The following is an 18,975-nucleotide window of genomic DNA, read 5'->3' on the forward strand; positions in this document are numbered from 1 at the left end:
AAGGTTTCATTATGTATCTTGCTCCTAAATATAAAAATGATTGTCTGTTATTTAAATAACCATCTTCATTATATTCAATCTGAGGAGTTAAAACTATTTTTCTCATGTTGGTGAAGTAATGGCGGAATGATAGATATTCCGTTTTGTGGATAATATGAAGTAATTCAATCGTTCCAAATAACTTAAATGTCTCACCGATTCATAATCGTTAAAACGTATTTTTATCCGAATATATGTTGATTCATCAATATCAGTTAAAAGCGTGCTATCAAGTTCATGGGTTAATATTATTTCAATTGTGGGTACAGACAGTTGAAAATAGGGAAGTAAGTTACTTGGTATTATTGCATGAGTTCTCTTACATTGATTACAAAAGAAACGTGCGATTTCTACGACAATGGTTAATCGCCCAGTAATTATGGTTTTCGGATAGTATCCATAACGAATCAGTGTATCTGTTTTTGAACAGCACGGACAAGGTATTGTTTTTGGATTAATTGAATTGAGAAATTTGTAATATTCCTTTTGAGAAAACTGTTTATTATTGAATGTGTTTGAGAAAACTGTTATCATATTCTTACTCCTTTATAGGAGGTATTGGATTGGTAGAAACTTAGGTCTGGAAACTTGGGGTTTCTACCATTTTATTAACCTCGTTAAACTAATAATACAAAAAAAATCACTTTAATACAGCACTTAATTGTGCATAAAGTAAAGTGATTTTTTATTCTGCTGGTCTAAGATAATCAGTTTACAACAGAAATCCCCAAACTTCTTTAAAGACAGAGGCTAGAGCAAGATTACCTCACCCCAAGAAATAGTGTTGCGAGTGAAAACCCCAAGTAAAGTTTAATATCCCTATTTATGAACTTAGGGATGGTGCTTGTGATTTTGGTCGGTGCCTATCGTGTCAGCAGTGGATACAGTGAAGCGGGAAAAATTATCGCATTCGCCAGCTATTTTACCATTATTTCAAATGCCATGATGGCGGTGAGTCGGATTTTTGTAATGTTTTCAAAAGGACTTGCAAGTTCAAGACGGATCTTGGAAGTGATTGACACACCCTATGAAGAAACGCATGGAGATTTCGACACCTATGATCGATTACAACCTGCAATTGAGTTTGATGCTGTCTCTTTCTCATATTTAGGAAATAAGGATAATGTCGCCGATATATCGTTTACCATAAATAAAGGAGAAACCCTTGGTATCATTGGACCCACTGGATCAGGGAAGTCTACGTTGATTCAATTGTTGCTGAGGCTTTATAAACCACAAAAAGGGACAATCTCAGTGTATGGTCATGATATCCAAACCTATGATGCACAGTATAATCAATTGTTTGGTCTGGTTCATCAACATGATTTTGTATTTCAATCGACTTTGGGCGAGAATATTCGTTTTGGTCGATCCTTTGATGATGCAGCCATTTTAGAAGCAATGAAAAATGCTCAAGCCAGTGAATTTGTCAGTCGATTACCCAAAGGTCTTGAAGCACCCATCGCAAGTAAAGGAACCAATGTATCGGGTGGTCAACGACAACGGATTCTAATCAGTCGTGCTTTAGTGAGTTCCCCGGATATCTTAATCCTGGATGATTCAAGCAGCGCGTTGGATTATCAAACCGATGCGAAACTCAGAAACGCACTCAAAACACAGTATCGTGGTGTTACCAAGGTGATGGTGGCACAACGGATTGCGAGTATTCTCAACGCTGACACAATCCTTGTGATGAAAGATGGAAGAATTTTAGATGTTGGAACCCATGAAACACTCCTTAAACGCTGTGATTTATACAATGAAATCTATGATACACAGATGGGAGGCATGATTGATGACTAAACGCACACTTAAAAACCTATCACGCTATCTCATGCATTCAAAATGGTGGTTTATCTTTGCCCTGTCATTGACGCTGATTGGTGATGTCTTATCCTTATTGGGGCCAAAACTGATTGGGCTATCCATTGACACCATGCGAAATCCACACGGCGGTGTTGATTTTGATCAGCTTTATACCTATGTAGGACTCATGGTCTTTATCTATTGTGTATCGTTTATCGCCTCCTACGTATCGCAAAATATTTTGCTTCGAATCTCGCAAAAGGTAGCATATTCGATGCGTAAAGACGTGTTCTCACATCTTGAGAAAATGCGCATTCACTACTTCGATACCCATCAAACTGGGGACATTATTTCCCGCATATCCTATGATATTGATACCATCAATACATCCCTAAGCAGTGACCTTGTCACGATCTTATCGGGAAGTGTTACGGTTGTGGTTTCAGTGGGAATGATGGTGGCAATTTCCATGCCCCTTTCACTGATACCTTTTGGAACCATCATTTTTATGTCCTTTTTTGCACGATACCGGATGAAGAAAGTGAAACCACTATTTACCAAGCGGTCGATTCAGTTGGGCCAGTTGAATGGTTATGCTGAAGATATCCTAAGAGGCCATAAAACCATCAAGTCTTATGGACAAGAAGCTTACTTCTTCAAGACATTTTCGAATCATAATGAAGTGGCTGGTGAAGCCTATTATCAAGCAGACTATCAAGGCAGTATCATGGGACCTACGGTAAGTTTTGTGAATAACATTTCGCTGTCATTGATTAGTGCCTTTGGTGCGCTTTTATATCTTAGAAATGCATTAACAATCGGGAACATCTCGTCATTTGTTTTATATTCACGAAGATTCTCGGGACCTTTAAATGAAATATCAAGTTTAGTCAGTGAACTCCAATCAGCAATGTCTGCAGCAGAACGGATTTTTGCACTTTTAGATGAACCTGAAGAAATCATTGATTCAGATACAGCAGTTCACCTACCAAAGGATGTCCCTTTGGGGGTTCACTTTGATCATGTGAACTTCGAGTACGTAAAAGATCGTCCAGTCTTAAAAGATTTAACATTGGATGTAAAACCAACACAACAAATCGCAATTGTGGGTCCAACAGGGTCAGGTAAAACGACCATCATTAACATTCTCATGCGTTTTTATGAAATCAATGCAGGAACCATTACCATTAATGGAATCAATACTAAGGACATTGCACGGGAAAGTTTAAGACGGTCAATGGGCATCGTACTTCAAGACTCATGGGTATTTTGTGGGTCTATTTATGAAAACTTAACCTATGGTGTAGGGGACTGTGATATGGATGCAGTGATTGAGGCGTGTAAGAAATCAAACATCCACGACTATATTGAGTCCTTGCCAGATGGATATCAAACATGGATCCAAGATGATGCACTCATTATTTCAGAAGGGCAAAAACAGTTGTTATCCATCGCACGTGTATTTCTATCAAAAGCCAGCATCTTAATTCTTGATGAAGCAACCTCAAATGTGGACACGCAAACAGAACTGATGATTCAAAACGCAATGCAAGAAGTGATGAAGGGACGCACTTGTTTTATCATTGCCCATCGACTTTCTACCATTCGTAATGCAGATGAAATCCTTGTGATTCAAAAAGGGGAGATTGCGGAAACTGGTGATCATGATGATTTAATGCGCCAAAAAGGGGCTTACTTTTCCTTGTATGCCAGTCAATTTGAAACCCAAGATCGTGTTGTGATTGAAGAAAAAGAAGAGGATGTTGTTTAAATCAGTGTGATAAAAGGATGGGTATCGATTTTTTCCATTGACGAATCCTTGAAACACTATACCCCCAGGGGTATACTTAAGGTGAACGCTGTGGAGGTAAAGTATGAATCAAAAACGCGTTGTAGTTGTAGGTGGATCAGCGGGTGGCATGAGTTTCGCAACCCGATATCGTCGTTTAAATCAAAAGGACTCAATCATAATTCTTGAACGGGGTCCGTATGTATCGTATGCAAATTGTGGCTTACCATATTATATATCTCAGGAAATCCCAAGTCGGGAAGATTTATTTGTTGTGGATCAAGATGTGTTAATCAATCGGTTTAAGCTTGACCTTAAGACTGAGCATGAGGTTGTATCGCTTGATTCAAAAAAGAAAGTAATCCACTGTATGCATCACGGAAAGCCACTTGATATTCCCTACGATATGTGTGTTTTATCACCGGGTGCTAAACCCTTTGATTTAAAAATTAGCGGCAGTGAAACCCATCCTGCATTATTTACACTGCGTAATGTTGAAGATGTGGATCGCATTGTCGACTCACTTCAATCCAATCATTTGAAGCATGCTGTTGTTATGGGGGCGGGATTTATTGGTCTAGAAATCGTAGAAAACTTAGTTCGAAAAGGACTCACGGTAAGTGTTGTTGAAAAAAGTTCACAAGTGCTGCCACCCCTTGATGTGGAAATGGCGCAAGCTTTACATCAGACCCTGATTGCACAGGGGGTTAAGGTTTATATTAATCACAGTGTTGTGTCCATGGATGCATCATCCTGTGTTTTAGATGATGGGACACGGTTACAAGCCGATCTCGTGCTGAGTTGTGTGGGTGTTGTTCCAGATACTCAGTTTGCGAAACAATCAGGGATTATCTGTGGCATGCGTGAGGGAATCGTGGTGGATCATCGTTATCAAACCAACCTTGATTCCGTTTATGCCTTGGGAGATGCGTGTATTACACAACAGTTTTCCAGTAAAAAAGATGCCCTGATTCCCCTTGCATCCCCAGCAAACCGGCAAGGAAGACACCTTGCGGATATTTTAAGTGGAAAATCAAAAGAACGTACGTTGACCTTAGGCACCTCAATTCTTCGTTTGTTTAACCTGAGTGCAGCATCAACTGGACTGAATGAAAAACAACTGGAAGGGCAAGCCTATGAAGTCTTTCATTTGAGTGCAAATGATCATGCAGGGTATTTCCCAGGTGCAACACCGATTCTATTAAAGGTCCTTTTTGATCCAAAAACCCATCTTATACTCGGCGCACAAGCGATTGGGGAGAAGGGTGTGGATAAACGGATTGATGTGATTGCGACAGCCATCAAAGCAAACATGAAAGTCAATGAACTTCAAGATCTGGAACTCGCTTATGCACCCCCTTTTGGAAGTGCGAAGGATATCGTGAATATGGCAGGGTATGTCGCAGAGAACATCCTTGATAAAACAACCCATCGCATTCACTGGAATGCACTTGAAACCCTCCAACAAGAAGGGGCGTATCTTCTGGATGTCAGAAATGATGAAGAACGCGCTGAGTTAGGGTATATCATCGGTTCACATCATTGTCCTTTGGATGCACTAAGAACTCACCTTCACACATTCCCTAAAGATCAATGCATCATCGTATACTGTCAGTCTTCAGCGCGAAGCTATAATGCAGAGTGTATCTTAAGAGATGCAGGGTTTAATGTTATGAATATGGATGGGTCCTTTGGCTTGTATCGACTCATAAGACCCGATCGCATTGTGATGGATGGATCCTTATGAAATGTGACACACACATCCAAACCCGTCTCAAAAAAGTGAGTGGCCAAATGAATGGGATTTTGAAGATGATGGAAGACCAACGTGACTGTGAGGACATTGTAACGCAATTGTCTGCAGTACGCGCAAGTGTTGACAAGATCATCGCACTTATCACAACTCAGAATTTGGTGGATTCCATTGAAGAAACGTATAATATAGAGCTTAAAGATCTCGAATCAGAACTTGCACTTTTTATACGCAGTCGATGAATTTATAGTACAGAGCCTTGACTTTTCGATGAATTCGCTGTAAATTGTATTTGCAAACGATTTGCAAATACGGAGGAACTATGAATATAAAGAAACTAAGTGCCATTGTTTTGGCAGGACTCTTATTAGTTGGGTGTGGGACAGCAGCTGATAAAGAAAATCAACTGAGTGTTGTAACGACATTCTTCCCAATTTATGATTTAACACGCACCATCGCAGGTGATGAAGTTACGGTTGTGAACATGATGGGATCGGGTGCATCTGCACATGATTTTGAACCAAGTATTCAAGACCGCTTAACACTTGAACAAGCAGATATTTTTGTCTATAATGGCGCAGGTATGGAATCATGGGTGGATAAAACCCTTGAGTCCATAGAGTCTGAATCCATTGTGGTTGTGAACACATCAGAAGCTGTGAATCTTATTCATACAGATGATCACGATCATGACCATGAAGAAGAAGACCACGACCATGACCACGACCATGATCATGATCACGATCATGGTGATACAGATCCACATATTTGGCTTGATCCAATCAATGCAATCGCTCAAGCTGAAGCAATTCTTAATGCGCTTGTAGAAGTAGACCCAGACAACAAAGAAGGGTATACGACACGCTTTGAAGCATTGAAAGAAGACCTTTTGAACCTTGATACGATGATGGTTGAAGGGATGAAAACTGTCAGCAATCCGATGGTTGTCATGAACCACAGTGCGTTTAGCTATATGGCACAGCGCTATGGGTTTACCATTGAATCCATTTCAGGCATCATTCCGGATACTGAGCCATCTGCAACACAACTAACATCAATTATCGATATTATTCAAGAACATGACATTCAAACCATTCTCATGGAAACAACAAGCAGTCAAAAAGTGATTGATACGCTTGTGAACGAAGTGCATGTTGATGTACTGTTGGTGAACACGCTTGAATCAGTCAGTGAAGGCGACACCATGAATTATGTAAATATCATGAAATCGAACATTGAGAACTTACTATTAGCCATGAAATGATGTATGATATAAGAGGATATTTGAGAATATCCTCTTTTTTAAGGAGTTTAATATGGAAGCAGTAAAAAGACCGCGGGGGGTTCGATACAGACTGAAAAAAGGGCCAAAGATCGTGATGATTGGTGTTCTTTTTCTTTTAGTAGGCTTTACCTTTTACCAAAGCCAACAACCGAAGGTTCGATTTAATGAGGAAAAAATTGTTGAGTATGGGGATCGCTTTGAAGATGCAATTGCTTCAATTGTGAATCAAGACAAATCCCGTTTTGACAGTGTTGAAGTTGTTTCGATGGATACATCGGCGATTTCTACTGAAGAAACACCGACATTTGAGGGGTCAATTGTCGCAACATTTAAAGGCAATACAAAGACCGTTAACTTTCAGTTTTCTGTCAAGGACACACAAGCACCTGTGATCGTATCAGATGTGACGTCGATTGATTTTAGTGATGCAAATCCTTTTGAACTCACAACCCTTTTAGAGACGGTGAGTGCATCCGATCCAGTAGATGGTCCATTAACACTGACGTATTCATTTGATGATATGAAAGAAACCCGAAAGCTTACCGCAGAAGAGTTCAGCTTAGCGGTACGTCAACTTGTTTATAATCGCAGCTATGCTTTTAGTGCACATGCTACGGACTCAAATGGTTTAAGTTCAAGTAAACACTTTGATGTGACGATTACAGATGGAGGGATGAAATCAGTATCTTCACTCTCAGAGGAAGAAAAACTCGCCTTAATCAATGATTTCACTGCGAAATATAGTACAGTCTATGATGTCACCAATGATTCGGTAATCCATGAATCGGGGTACGATAGTAAGATTTATCCAGCATCAATGACCAAGATGATGACGGTGTATGCAGCCCTCTCCATTTTGGAGTCAAACATTACACCTGCATGGAACAACAAAGAAGTCGTTACGTTGGATACGGTATATACAGTACCAACAACGATTGACTATATTCATGCTTCAGATGCGTCAAATGCAGGCATTTGGGGCAATGATGTTGTCTCAATTCGTGATCTCTTTTATGGCATAATGCTTCCTTCAGGAGCCGATGCAGCATTGGCACTTTCTGAAGCCTTAACGGGTTCAAGTGATGGCCTGGTGAATAAGATGAATGAGATCGCAAGTGAATTAGGAATGACGCGTACGCACTTTGCGAATGCGACAGGACTTCACGACAACAATCACTATACAAGCATGAAAGACCTCGTGACGTTATTAAAAAGTGCATGGCAAAATGATGCCTATCGATTGATCATGTCATCAAAAGTTTATGTTACAGACCAACCGTATGTGAATGGTCGTCATGATGTCTTTGAATCAAGTTCACTCTCCATGCTAAACATGATGGGTGATGACCTTGTTGTTGCGTCAAAGTCTGGATTTACAGATGAATCCGCACGCTCATTGGCGTCTGTGGTCATTGTTGATGAAGCCGTCTATTTCATTGTCGTGAATCAAAGCAATCAAGATGGTTTAGGCTTGAGTGCTGTCACTGATACAATGTATCTCATCAATCAATACATTAAATAACAATTTTCGCAATCCCTTTTCACCCTTTCATTGCAAAGACCCGCATCATTTGTCATAATAAATACGTTGAAGTGAGGTAATTACATGAAGAAGTTGGTTTGGACTGGTATTGCGTTTTTGTTTCTAATAAGTTGTGGACTCTTTTTGAATCTTGAGGGCCTTTCTCAAGATGCGATGTGGGTTGTGGGAATCTTTGGTGCTTCTTTAATCTTGTGGATCACACAAGGGATTGAATGGCCATCGGTTTTTGTATTGTTAATATTGGGATTAATTCCAACCCTTGGATTTAATTCAGTATTAATGAGTGCGTTTGGAAATTCAGTATTTGGATTCTTGTTGTTTACCTTCATGAGCACCTATGCTTTAGGAACAACACCGATTATGAAAAACATTGCCTATAAGACGATGGACTTAAACATTGCACGAAAAGGCCCCCGTACCTTAATGACATTATTGTTGGGTTCGGTCTTATTGGTTGGACTTTTTGTATCTCCAACTGTTTTGTTTTTCATTGTATATCCGATCTTTGAAGAAATATTAAATGTATTGAATGTGAAAAAAGGCAGTCCATTTGGGGCAGCCTTAATGATTGGTTTAGTCTTTATTGTCAGCCTTTCTTCAGGCATGACACCTATTGGACATGTTTTCCCTGTCTTGGCAATGAGTGTGTATGAATCCATTGCTGGGACGGCGATTGATTATGCTCAGTATATGACCTTTGCAATTCCTTTTGGAATCATCCTTTATGGTGTCATTGTGTTTGGACTATCACGCATGTTTAAATTTGATGCAGTGGATATATCCCATTTGCCCCATCACACAACCCAACCGATGGAAGCCAAAGATAAAGCGATCATCGCAATCTTTAGTGTGATAGTACTCTTATGGATTATTCCAAGTATCATTACAACCCCTTGGACTGTGAAATTAAACAGTTTTGGAACCGCATTTCCCCCATTACTGGGTGTAAGCTTAATGAGCATGATTCATATCAATAAGAAACCCTTGTTAAAGATTACAGATGCCTTATCTAAAGGTGTTCCTTGGATTAGTTTGTTAATGGCAGGTGCAACCTTAGCACTGGGAGCAGCGTTAACACACAGTGATATTGGTATTATTAATGCCTTACAAAGTAGCGTAGGGCCAATGATATCCCATTGGCCACGCCTTGGATTTATTGCGGTCTTTGTGATATGGGCATTATTTCAATCCAGTATTTCATCACACATGGTAACTGCACAAGTGGTTAGTGCAGTGGCAGTACCCATTGCCCTTGTCAGCACGCAATTGGATGCGAAAGCAATTGTGATGGTAATAGGACTCATGGCTTCGATTGGATCATCTACCCCTGCATCCATGCCTTATGTTGCGGTTATTGGAAGTTCAGGGTGGACCAATCCCAAAGAAATCTTAAAGTTTGGTGTTGTGATTACGATTGTAATCGCCCTGTTAACAATCTTTATTGGGTACCCTTTCGCAGAATTCATACTTTAAAGGAGTTGATTTTATGAATGAACGCATTGAAAATGCGCTAAAAGTATTTCGGTATAAACGCACAAACATAAAAGCAGTGTCGTGGGGACTTGCAATCCTGTTACTGGTCGGCGGCATCTTTTTACTCAATGCACTGAGTGAGCTTGAGCGGTTTAAAGTGCTTCAAAATCCGTATGTGACCTTTGGATTGTATCTTGTACTTTTAGTAGGTGCAGCAGCGCTTTTTACATATTACAACGACTTTAAATTACGAAAGGCCCTTGCAGAACTTGACTTTATTGTAGATGAACTCAAAGACCCCCAAACCTATCTTTCAATTCTTGATGGCTTTGGACGCTTTGATAAACGGATGGTTACCCCTGCCTATCTCCATGCGAAACTGCGTGCAATGATGTATGCAAGCAGTGATCGAGAGATTCAAGAGTTTGTGAATAAATTTGAAGATGTTATGGGTGATTCTTTGAATATCGAATCAGCGCTTTTTAGAATTAAGAGTTATGGTGAAAAAAGACAGAATGTCGATAGTTTTGAAGCCATCATAACAAAGAAACTGGATAAAGCATATGCTAAAGCAAAAACCAATGCGATTCGAGCATCTATCGATCATCAGCGCAAATGGCTTGATGTTCAAACGATGGTTGTGCGTCTAAAATTTAATGAAGTCTTAAAGGTACTTGAGTTACTGCAAGAAGATGAGTGTACCCCACTTGAATCCGTACGTATTAATTATTACAAAGGACTTGCATATGCACGGTTAGGCCATAATAAACAAGCAAGAGAAGCATTTACACAGGTAATTCATGAAGGGAATACAACACGTTTTGTCCACGATGCAAAAGGTGAATATGAGAAAGTGAGGAATTAGATGGCAGATAAGCAATTTAAGTCATTATTTGATATTATCGGACCCGTGATGATTGGTCCAAGCAGTTCGCATACTGCAGGCGCAGTGCGTATTGGAAATATGGCCCGCCATATTTTTAAAGAACTCCCCGATTCAGTCAATATCTATTTGTTTGAATCATTTGCGGAAACATACAAGGGACATGGAACAAACCTCGCGCTTTTAGGAGGACTTTTGGGAATGAGCCCGGATGATGAACGCATTCAAGATGCAATGCTCTTGGCAAATGAAAAAGGAATTGACTATAAGTTTATTCCCCTTGCAGATAAGGTAGAACATCCCAACACTGCGCGCTTTGTCATGCGTAAAGGGAATAAGAAGATGTCAGTAACTGGTGTTTCTATTGGAGGAGGCAATGCCCAAATTACCCAAATCGACGATTATGATCTTGTGATTCAAAATGGGGTGAGTACCATTGTTACCTATCATAAGGATGTACCAGGGGTAATTGCGAAGGTGTCGGTGTTATTGAATGAATACAATATCAACATTGCATCGATGAAGCTTTGGCGTAAACAACGAGGAAAAGATGCATCGATGGTCATCGAAGTAGATCAGGTACCAGATGACTTTGATGTGAACTTGTTGTTGCGATGTGAACATATGAAACACATTATTTATGTACAAGGAGACGATCATGGATTCGATTAAAGCATTGATAGAAGCTGCTAAAGACTATGAATCCTTGGCAGAATGTGCCATTGATTATGAAGTTCAAAACAGTGGCATGACAAAAGAACAGGTCTTAAATAAGATGAAATACCAACTGGATACGATGAAGAGAACTGTAGATCAGGGTGTGAATGGTGTGCGTTCTAAAACAGGACTTACAGGTATGGATGCAAAAAAATTACATGAATACATCAATACAAAGGATACACTGTGTGATACCACAATCTTAAATGCAGTTCAAAATGCGATTGCAACCAATGAAGTCAATGCAGCAATGGGACTCATTTGCGCAACACCCACTGCAGGAAGTGCTGGAGTCGTACCGGGTGTTCTTACATCGCTTCATGAACGATTTAATATGAGTGAAAAAGAACAACTTGATTTTCTCTTTGTATCCGCAATCTTTGGTTATATCATCGCAAACAATGCATCAATCAGTGGTGCAATGGGTGGATGTCAGGCTGAGATTGGAAGTGCCAGTGCTATGGCCAGTGCAGCGTGTGTATGTTATCGCGGAGGGACACCAGAAATGGCAGCGCATGCGCTTGCAATCACCATTAAGAACTTATTGGGGCTTGTATGTGATCCGGTTGCAGGATTAGTCGAAGTACCGTGTGTTAAACGAAATGCCTTGGGTGCATCACTCGCACTTGTCAGTGCAGATATGGCCCTTGCAGGAATCAAAAGTAAGATTGACCCTGATGAGGTTATTGAAACAATGTATCGTGTGGGACAACAAATGGATGCATCATTAAAAGAAACAGGCCAAGGGGGACTTGCGACAACACCCAGTGGTCTAAAATATACTGAAGAAATCTTTGGTGGAAACCGCGAAGGTTTATAGATTAATCTAGTAAAAAAGCATGAATTATGGTATTATAATTCATGCAATCATGCACCCGTGGCGCAATAGGATAGCGCATTTGATTCCGGTTCAAAAGGTTGTGGGTTCGATTCCCGCCGGGTGTACCATGAGAGTTTATCAAACCCTTGTCTATTAACAGAGAAGGGTTTTTGTATGTTTCACATCATGAGGTGTGGGAGCGCGAAAACAATATCGAAATCATGACTCGAGGCAAAGGAACAGTAAGCGCTTGCATTGTTTGTGTGTGTGATACTATATTCGTGATAATAAAGGGGGAACATGATATTTCATCCATAGTTTTATAACACTAATTGTCATTGCATCGAGTTTATCCTTGTTTGGTGCTCAAAATATATCTGTTAAGCCTGATGAGACTTTTTTTAGAATCTATATCGAAGATTATATTATCCAGTACGTGGTATAAGTGGTACTATTTCTACAGCAATTATGCTTACATACAGGGATGACTATGTAGACGATGGTATGATTCTCAAATTCTATGAGGACAAGAAATAGTTCAACACAAGGAACTTTGATCAAGTCTCTATTTCCATATATTGACACGGGAAGAAATGGTAACCGACCGATTTACCTTAATACTGGTTTACAATATTGGACTCAAAAGAATTCTACTTCTTTTGATGCAATGAATGGCGCTTTTCCACCTTTTATAGTCTCGAAAAGAATGATTAATAAGGGTTATCCAGTGATGGTGGGAACTCTTAAACTTAACCACTCCGATAATGACAACCATTGGGTTCGTGCATATCGGTATCAAGATAACGGATCAAGGACCCGTTATTATTGAGCAATAACTCATGGAGGTACAGATAATGGCATCATAAAGGTAGAGAAGTTGTAGGTTTGTATAGAAAATAGGAGAATTGGATGTGAACCGAAAGAAAAGTGTCATAATAATCGCTATAGTTTTTGTATTTTTTGCACTGTTTATCACAATAAAGGAAACTGTTTATCCAAGATTTCGGTATATAGACTCTTACCCGTGTACAGCGTTCAAACAAGATTACGGCGTTAACGTCGAAGCGCTAGACAACAACTGTGAAGCGTCAACCATTAAAAATTTTGTATTTTTTAATCCCATTGAAAATAAAGTTGCAGGGAGAAATTCGCTGAATGATACCTTGTACTTCTATGAACTCGAAGCCTCAAACACTGGACGTTTTTTAAAATTATCAGACACTTTAATCCATGAAGTTGTTGATACAGAAACATTAACCAAAGAGAACTTTGACATTTCAATCATCTATGGAAATGCAATCGAAGGGGATATTGAAAGTGGGAAGATTTCAATCGAATTAAACGATACTCAAGACAATCACACCATTAGAATCCATATATTTAGCAATGCCCACTTCGAAAAGGATAAACCGATAGATAATGAAGTAGTTCAAGAAGTTTTATCAATCGTCAATTCACTTTTGAATTAAAATGATCATACAGCAACCGATTATTGGTTTTTACGTAGGGTATCAACCAAAATTATAAAAAATAACGCTTCATGTATCGAAATTAATCAAAATTTCAGAACAAGAAGCGTTTTATTATGGTGATGCATCGCATTACTATGGATGGACCACTTCTATAATAAGGGTTTGAGCATTGCATGGTCATTACACATCGAAGTTTATCAAAACCTTATCTATGATACAATACTGGTTGCCTTTTGCATGTTTTAGAAAAGTATTGATGCGACATCCGCATTTATTGATATACTAAAATAAAGCGGGGATTACAAAAATGATCAAATTAAAACAATGGTTTAGACCTACCAAGAATAAAATTATTGGTTCTGTTGGTGTGGGATTTATAGCAGTAGCTGTGGTATTTGGAATACATGTTGTAAATCTACAAAATATTGCGCGTGAACGAGCGAGGCAATCAGATCTACTAAAGTCTGTTGAGATCATTCAACTTCAAACAGACCTCGAATACGGTCAAGAATACCTGGTGTCTGATTTAATTGAAATTAAAAATCAGGATGACGTGACTGTTGAGGTTGTGAATTATGATCTATCACTGAGTGATGATTCAACCGCTCGATTTACTGGAATGGGTGAACAAGTCATCATCTTCTCATTATCATACATGGACTCAAGTAATACACGTGAATTAACTTATGAAGTTAAAGACACACAATTTCCTGTGTTTGATGGAGTGACAGATTATGAAATCACAGGTGGCGATTCACTTGATTACAAATCGAACATTAAAGCTACAGATCCAATTGACGGTGATCTTGAAGTGTTATTCTCTGGAGATGTTGATGTCAACAAAGTGGGAACATATGGCGTAAAAGCAACTGCAACTGATATTAATGGAAATAGTTCAGAAAAAGAATTTCAAATTGTTGTGAAAGATAAAGAAGTTGTTCAAGCGGAAACACCGACTGAACAAAATAAACCATCCACAAGCAATACCAAATCCTCAGCCAATACAGAAAGCACATGCAAGCCGCTTATTTGGAACAGTGGGAAAGTATTTGACAGCGAAGAAGAGGCAATTGCTTATGGTGATGAGTACATTACAACCAATTGGCGTACTGCAAGTTCATATACTTGGATTAGCTCATGTGGTAATACGAAATTTACAATCGAATTTGAATATAGAGATTAGGAATAATGATTCTTAATCCGATTTCTCTTCACACAAAGGATAACGCTCCAATCGATACCAAGAATATGTTGACATGAACACCGTGTCATACTTTATGATGAAAGTGCAAAAAGCAATCATGACAGTTGCGGTTGCACTTTTTTTGGAGGTGGCTTGGAACGCGAGTACATTCAAATGATATGCAGATTGATGATTGGGAGTACTCGGTGGGGTTTAGATAATAATCGGACAGGAGGAAGGTATTAATAGGGGGATAAGAATACATAGATTATAAGGAAATGCAAGGGGTCTATTTCACGATGGTGATCCCTAAGATGGTACAAGTCTAGCAAACTAAACATAGAACGGAGGCAACATGAAATATAAAGGAACAATGCTTGTGGTGAAAGATATTGAAGCATCAAAGTGTTTTTACACAGAGGTTTTAGGATTACGGGTCATTTCAGATTTTATAGAGAATGTAACCTTTACAGGAGGCGTTTCTGTACAAACAGAAGCATCATGGATGCAGTTTACAGGGTGTGATGAATCTTTCTTTCAATATCAAGGAAATGTTATGGAGGTATATTATGAAACAGAAGATTTCGATGGTTTTGTTAGTCGAGCCAAAGATCTAAAGGTAGCATTTATAGGAAACGAATCCATGATGCCTTGGGGACAGAAAGTTGTGCGGTTTTATGATCCGGACAAACATATTATTGAAGTCGGTGAAGCATTGAAAGAAATGGTGAAGCGCTACGCTCAAGAAGGATTGAGTGTGGATGCGATCGTAGAGAAAACGATGATGAAAAAAGGCATCGTTGAACGGTTTTTGAAAGGTTAAGGGAGAAAACGATGTTGAATACATATGAAGAAGCAATGAAGCGGTTGGATGAACAAATTGGAAACAAAGATGGGCTCTTTGCACTGTCTACAATCTCACAAAATAAAGGTCCCAACGGCGCGTGCATTCCTGCTGCACGTCTTGTAGATGCTTATTATGAAGAGGGTGCGCTATATATTGTTACACATGCGAAATCAAATAAAATGCTTGAGATTGCTGAAAACCCAGAAGTTGCAATCTGCGTTATTGTTGAGAATTTTACCGCAAATGGCAAGGCTGAGAATTTAGGGTGGGTTTTGAATCCACAAAATGAAGTGATTATTGAGAAATTGCGTCAGATATTCGCTGAGTGGTATTATGTCGCAAATAATGAAGCAGACGAGAACTGTTGCATCATGAAAGTCACACTGACAAAAGGACTTTGGTATGATGCGCATGAAGGGACTCGCACTGAAATTGACTTTATCAATAAGACGGTAGTATAGCAGCTTATTGGATGCTTCTTTTATAAGATTTATAGAAGAAATTGCGACTTAATGCCAAGAGTATTTGGATTTATTGACTCCACATAATGGTGTTACGATCGAAGCGATTCAAAGTTGATTAACGTGGACTGTTTCAGTATCATATTAGACCAAAACACGGTTCCGTATAACATTTCATGTGATGCGTGTTTTTTGCTTCAGTTGGTTATGGCATCTCACCATTTATACCATAAATGCATCATCATATACGTTACGATTCAATCTAAATCAAACTACAGATTGAACCGAGCTTTCTTCGTGTGATACAATTAACAAAACTAAAACGTTGTGGAGGATAAAAAGCATGCGTAAAGCTGAGTGGTATGAGGGAAAAGAAGGGATTGCCCAGCATTTAGTATATTTGAATGCAAAAGCAAAAGAGTTAGAGAAATTAGTTCATAAGGATAAGACCATGATTATTCGTGGTGCAGCAGGTCGAAAGTGCCCATTAGGTGGTAGAGCTAAAGTCAATGATGTCATTTATTTTGTTGAAACTGGAGGAGACATGATGGTTACTCATAAAGGTATCATTTCAAAAGTAATTGAGAGTGAAAAAATGACCCCCGATGAATCGATTGCTTTTATAAAGATTTATGAACAAGAATTAAATCTTTCAAAAGACCAATATAAAAGATGGGCCGGAAAGCGATTTTTGGCTGTTTATGAAATATCTCTGTTGCAAGAGATTGAGCCATTTAAGTATAACAGAGAAAACAATATGGATGATTGGATTATAACAGATGATATCAATAAGATAAAACTGTAGAATAAAGTCAATACAGACAAATTTCAGAGTGTGAAACACGTCAAAGTATATCGATAATAATTGAGCAGTCAGGGAAGTGTTTGTATAAAAATAGAGATTAAAAACGTGTTTAGGGACTGGTTTTCCAAATAAGACTCAAGGAACCCTTGAAACCAATATGATCAAAGTGCCTTTGATCATTTTTTATACTCGCTACTGATAAAAAACATGAGGAGTTATTGGCCAATTTTTTTCTTAAATGAAGTGACATATTGATCAAACCACATTAATAATTTATAAGAACGCCCACTTTCGTTAATGGGAACATAGTGGTTGTATTGACCACTTTCATAGCGTTTTAGGATATTGTGGGAGTCGCGGATGATTTCTATATCATCAATACACCGTATGGAGACTAAGCCATTGTTTTCAATGAATATATAAGCGAAAATTGGATCAATATAATTTAAGAGCTCTGGAGTATTAAAGGTCATCATTACTTGTGCTGATGTTTTTTGAGTGATGTTTTTGATGAAATACTTGAGTGTTTCTGAGCTGAATAAAGCATCCATATCATCATAAACAACTGCATTGCCTACAAGCAAGTCGAGTAGGGCAAAACAAAACTCAAGAAAACTAAAGTAGCTTTTTGGAAGTTGGTGGTTTTGTGCTAATTGAACTTGATCACCAACTTTGATATAGGTCATCAGTTGATACGCTAATTTACCATCTTTTTGTTTTTCATATTTATAACGCACATGATCAATGTTTGGATATAACACTTTCGCAACTTGAGTTACAAGAACACCCCCAGCGTTTTGAAATAATTCAAATTCAGAAGGACTGATGCCATGGGTTGCATAGACGCTTTGATTCTCAACGATATTAAAGTGGTCTTGATGATTGAACGATTCATGTTGAAGGTGATAACGACCCAAACGTTTCAGAAATTCACAAAGGTGATTTTTAGGGTGAATAATGTCTTCGCGATACCCATAGTAAATGAGTGATAGGAAGGTATAGTTTTGGATGTGTTCGTTGAATTGACGTCTGAGCCAAGGTTCCATGGATTTTGAGAATTCTTGATCACAAAGGTATAACGCATGCCCGGTATAAGAAAAAAGCACGTGGAAATTGCCACGGACTTTCCTAAAGAGGACTTCTTTTTCAAGGGTTCCTTCTGGAGTAAACTCAAGTGTATAAATATATAATTCTTTATCAATGATGAGTTCATAGTGTATTTTTAAAGCCCCTTTAGCACCAAGACGGGTGTGTTGTTGCGCGTGTTGTCTTAGATTAAAGGGTTGGACAGTGCTGTTTGATTGGTGAATACGGAAATTATACAAAAAAGCATCCGTGGTGCATTTTAGAAATCCAAGGGCATAGATGATGGATGTTTTCCCAACACCGTTGTCACCGAAAAAGAAAGCGGCTTGTTTTAATGAACCACGTCGAGTTCTGAACGAAATCTCTTCATTACTTAGATTTCTGAAGTTTTCAGTGTATAGTTTTGAAAACATAACGCACCTCCTTTTTGTGTATCAATAATTTTGATACCTTGAGTATAGCAAATTCGTATCGCATAGCAACGAATATGATTATAAGAGTTTGTGCGCGTTTTAACATTATAAAAAGTGCGTTTGGATTCAGGGTACGCATCAAAAAGCCGTTTGCACCAATCGTGCAAGCGGCTAAGGATTATTTAATCCGACGTTTGTGTCTGATAGATATGACAATAAGAACAAGACCTAAACCAATAAAGATTAAGTCCAAACTGTTAGTGCTTATTCCAAGTCCAGGAATTACTGTCTGTGGTTTTGGCACAAAGGGTTTGATTGGTTCTTGAGGTATGAGTACATTGGACACAATATAACCCGTCTTTGACTCACCGGTAATGTGTGTGCGATATCCAGATACAGCCTGCTCTTGGATTGTGTACTCAATTTCAACACCATGCTCATAAACCGGTAAGTTATCAAAGGATGATGTCCATTGATTTGAGTCGTCCAATACGAGTGTCTGTTGTGTTGGGTGTCCATTTTGGTATAGTTCAATGCGTACAGGTGTTCGAAGTCCAAGCGCATTGTTATTGTCAATCCATACTTTTGAAACGGTGATTG

Annotated in this window: 17 protein-coding genes, 1 tRNA gene and 1 pseudogene; 16 read left to right on the plus strand and 3 right to left on the minus strand. The window is 38.8% G+C overall.

What is annotated here, in order from left to right; translation table 11 throughout:
• Window positions 1–102: 102 nt before the first annotated feature.
• Window positions 103–573, minus strand: coding sequence for a DUF6431 domain-containing protein (locus AOC36_RS02215; RefSeq protein ID WP_067629969.1), 471 nt, complete (start codon window positions 571–573; stop codon window positions 103–105).
• Between the two features lie 594 nt (window positions 574–1,167).
• Here AOC36_RS02215 and AOC36_RS02220 point away from each other — a divergent pair.
• The 16 genes and pseudogenes from AOC36_RS02220 to AOC36_RS02300 form a co-directional block, all read left to right on the plus strand.
• Window positions 1,168–1,842, plus strand: a pseudogene (locus AOC36_RS02220) (ABC transporter ATP-binding protein); the annotation flags it as partial.
• Window positions 1,835–3,616, plus strand: coding sequence for an ABC transporter ATP-binding protein (locus tag AOC36_RS02225; protein ID WP_067630799.1), 1,782 nt, complete (start codon window positions 1,835–1,837; stop codon window positions 3,614–3,616). The pseudogene AOC36_RS02220 and the gene AOC36_RS02225, both read left to right, overlap by 8 nt.
• 103 nt (window positions 3,617–3,719) lie before the next feature.
• Window positions 3,720–5,381 carry an FAD-dependent oxidoreductase gene (locus AOC36_RS02230; RefSeq protein WP_067630803.1) on the plus strand — a complete coding sequence of 554 codons (1,662 nt, stop codon included), beginning with the start codon at window positions 3,720–3,722 and terminating at the stop codon, window positions 5,379–5,381.
• The gene (locus AOC36_RS02235; protein WP_067630806.1) at window positions 5,378–5,629 is read left to right on the plus strand and encodes a metal-sensing transcriptional repressor; all 252 of its coding nucleotides are present in this window, start codon (window positions 5,378–5,380) and stop codon (window positions 5,627–5,629) included. The genes AOC36_RS02230 and AOC36_RS02235 overlap by 4 nt, the downstream gene beginning before the upstream one ends.
• A gap of 80 nt (window positions 5,630–5,709) precedes the next feature.
• Window positions 5,710–6,651 (plus strand): metal ABC transporter substrate-binding protein, encoded by a 942-nt coding sequence (locus tag AOC36_RS02240; protein WP_067630809.1) that lies wholly within the window; start codon window positions 5,710–5,712, stop codon window positions 6,649–6,651.
• A 52-nt stretch (window positions 6,652–6,703) separates the two neighbouring features.
• Entirely contained in the window at window positions 6,704–8,194 is a 1,491-nt protein-coding gene (locus AOC36_RS02245; RefSeq protein WP_067630812.1) for a D-alanyl-D-alanine carboxypeptidase family protein, read from the plus strand.
• Between the two features lie 84 nt (window positions 8,195–8,278).
• Window positions 8,279–9,688, plus strand: coding sequence for an SLC13 family permease (locus tag AOC36_RS02250; protein ID WP_067630816.1), 1,410 nt, complete (start codon window positions 8,279–8,281; stop codon window positions 9,686–9,688).
• Between the two features lie 13 nt (window positions 9,689–9,701).
• On the plus strand, window positions 9,702–10,553 hold the full coding sequence (locus tag AOC36_RS02255; RefSeq protein WP_067630820.1) for a hypothetical protein: 852 nt from the start codon (window positions 9,702–9,704) through the stop codon (window positions 10,551–10,553).
• Entirely contained in the window at window positions 10,554–11,243 is a 690-nt protein-coding gene (gene sdaAB, locus AOC36_RS02260) for an L-serine ammonia-lyase, iron-sulfur-dependent subunit beta (protein WP_067630823.1), read from the plus strand.
• Window positions 11,230–12,108 carry an L-serine ammonia-lyase, iron-sulfur-dependent, subunit alpha gene (sdaAA, locus tag AOC36_RS02265; protein WP_067630827.1) on the plus strand — a complete coding sequence of 293 codons (879 nt, stop codon included), beginning with the start codon at window positions 11,230–11,232 and terminating at the stop codon, window positions 12,106–12,108. The genes sdaAB and sdaAA overlap by 14 nt, the downstream gene beginning before the upstream one ends.
• Before the next feature lie 51 nt (window positions 12,109–12,159).
• Window positions 12,160–12,236 (plus strand) — tRNA-Arg (locus tag AOC36_RS02270).
• 783 nt (window positions 12,237–13,019) lie between these two features.
• Complete coding sequence (locus tag AOC36_RS02280; protein WP_067630836.1) at window positions 13,020–13,577, plus strand: hypothetical protein; 558 nt, start codon at window positions 13,020–13,022, stop codon at window positions 13,575–13,577.
• A gap of 310 nt (window positions 13,578–13,887) precedes the next feature.
• Complete coding sequence (locus tag AOC36_RS02285; protein WP_067630841.1) at window positions 13,888–14,763, plus strand: DUF5011/hyalin repeat domain-containing protein; 876 nt, start codon at window positions 13,888–13,890, stop codon at window positions 14,761–14,763.
• 355 nt (window positions 14,764–15,118) lie between these two features.
• On the plus strand, window positions 15,119–15,586 hold the full coding sequence (locus AOC36_RS02290; RefSeq protein ID WP_067630846.1) for a VOC family protein: 468 nt from the start codon (window positions 15,119–15,121) through the stop codon (window positions 15,584–15,586).
• An 11-nt stretch (window positions 15,587–15,597) separates the two neighbouring features.
• Window positions 15,598–16,071, plus strand: coding sequence for a pyridoxamine 5'-phosphate oxidase family protein (locus AOC36_RS02295; protein ID WP_198401192.1), 474 nt, complete (start codon window positions 15,598–15,600; stop codon window positions 16,069–16,071).
• 343 nt (window positions 16,072–16,414) lie between these two features.
• Window positions 16,415–16,876: a hypothetical protein gene (locus AOC36_RS02300; protein WP_067630851.1), complete on the plus strand. Its 462-nt coding sequence runs from the start codon at window positions 16,415–16,417 to the stop codon at window positions 16,874–16,876.
• Between the two features lie 215 nt (window positions 16,877–17,091).
• Here AOC36_RS02300 and AOC36_RS02305 read toward each other — a convergent pair whose 3' ends face one another.
• Together AOC36_RS02305 and AOC36_RS02310 are read right to left on the minus strand one after the other, a co-directional pair.
• Window positions 17,092–18,375, minus strand: a complete 1,284-nt coding sequence (locus AOC36_RS02305; protein ID WP_067630855.1) for an AAA family ATPase — start codon at window positions 18,373–18,375, stop codon at window positions 17,092–17,094.
• A 178-nt stretch (window positions 18,376–18,553) separates the two neighbouring features.
• Entirely contained in the window at window positions 18,554–18,973 is a 420-nt protein-coding gene (locus AOC36_RS02310) for a Cna B-type domain-containing protein (protein WP_078055049.1), read from the minus strand.
• Between the last annotated feature and the right edge of the window lie 2 nt (window positions 18,974–18,975).

The sequence above is a fragment of the Erysipelothrix larvae genome (genome assembly GCF_001545095.1).
GTDB classification, from domain to species: Bacteria; Bacillota_I; Bacilli_A; order Erysipelotrichales; family Erysipelotrichaceae; genus Erysipelothrix; species Erysipelothrix larvae.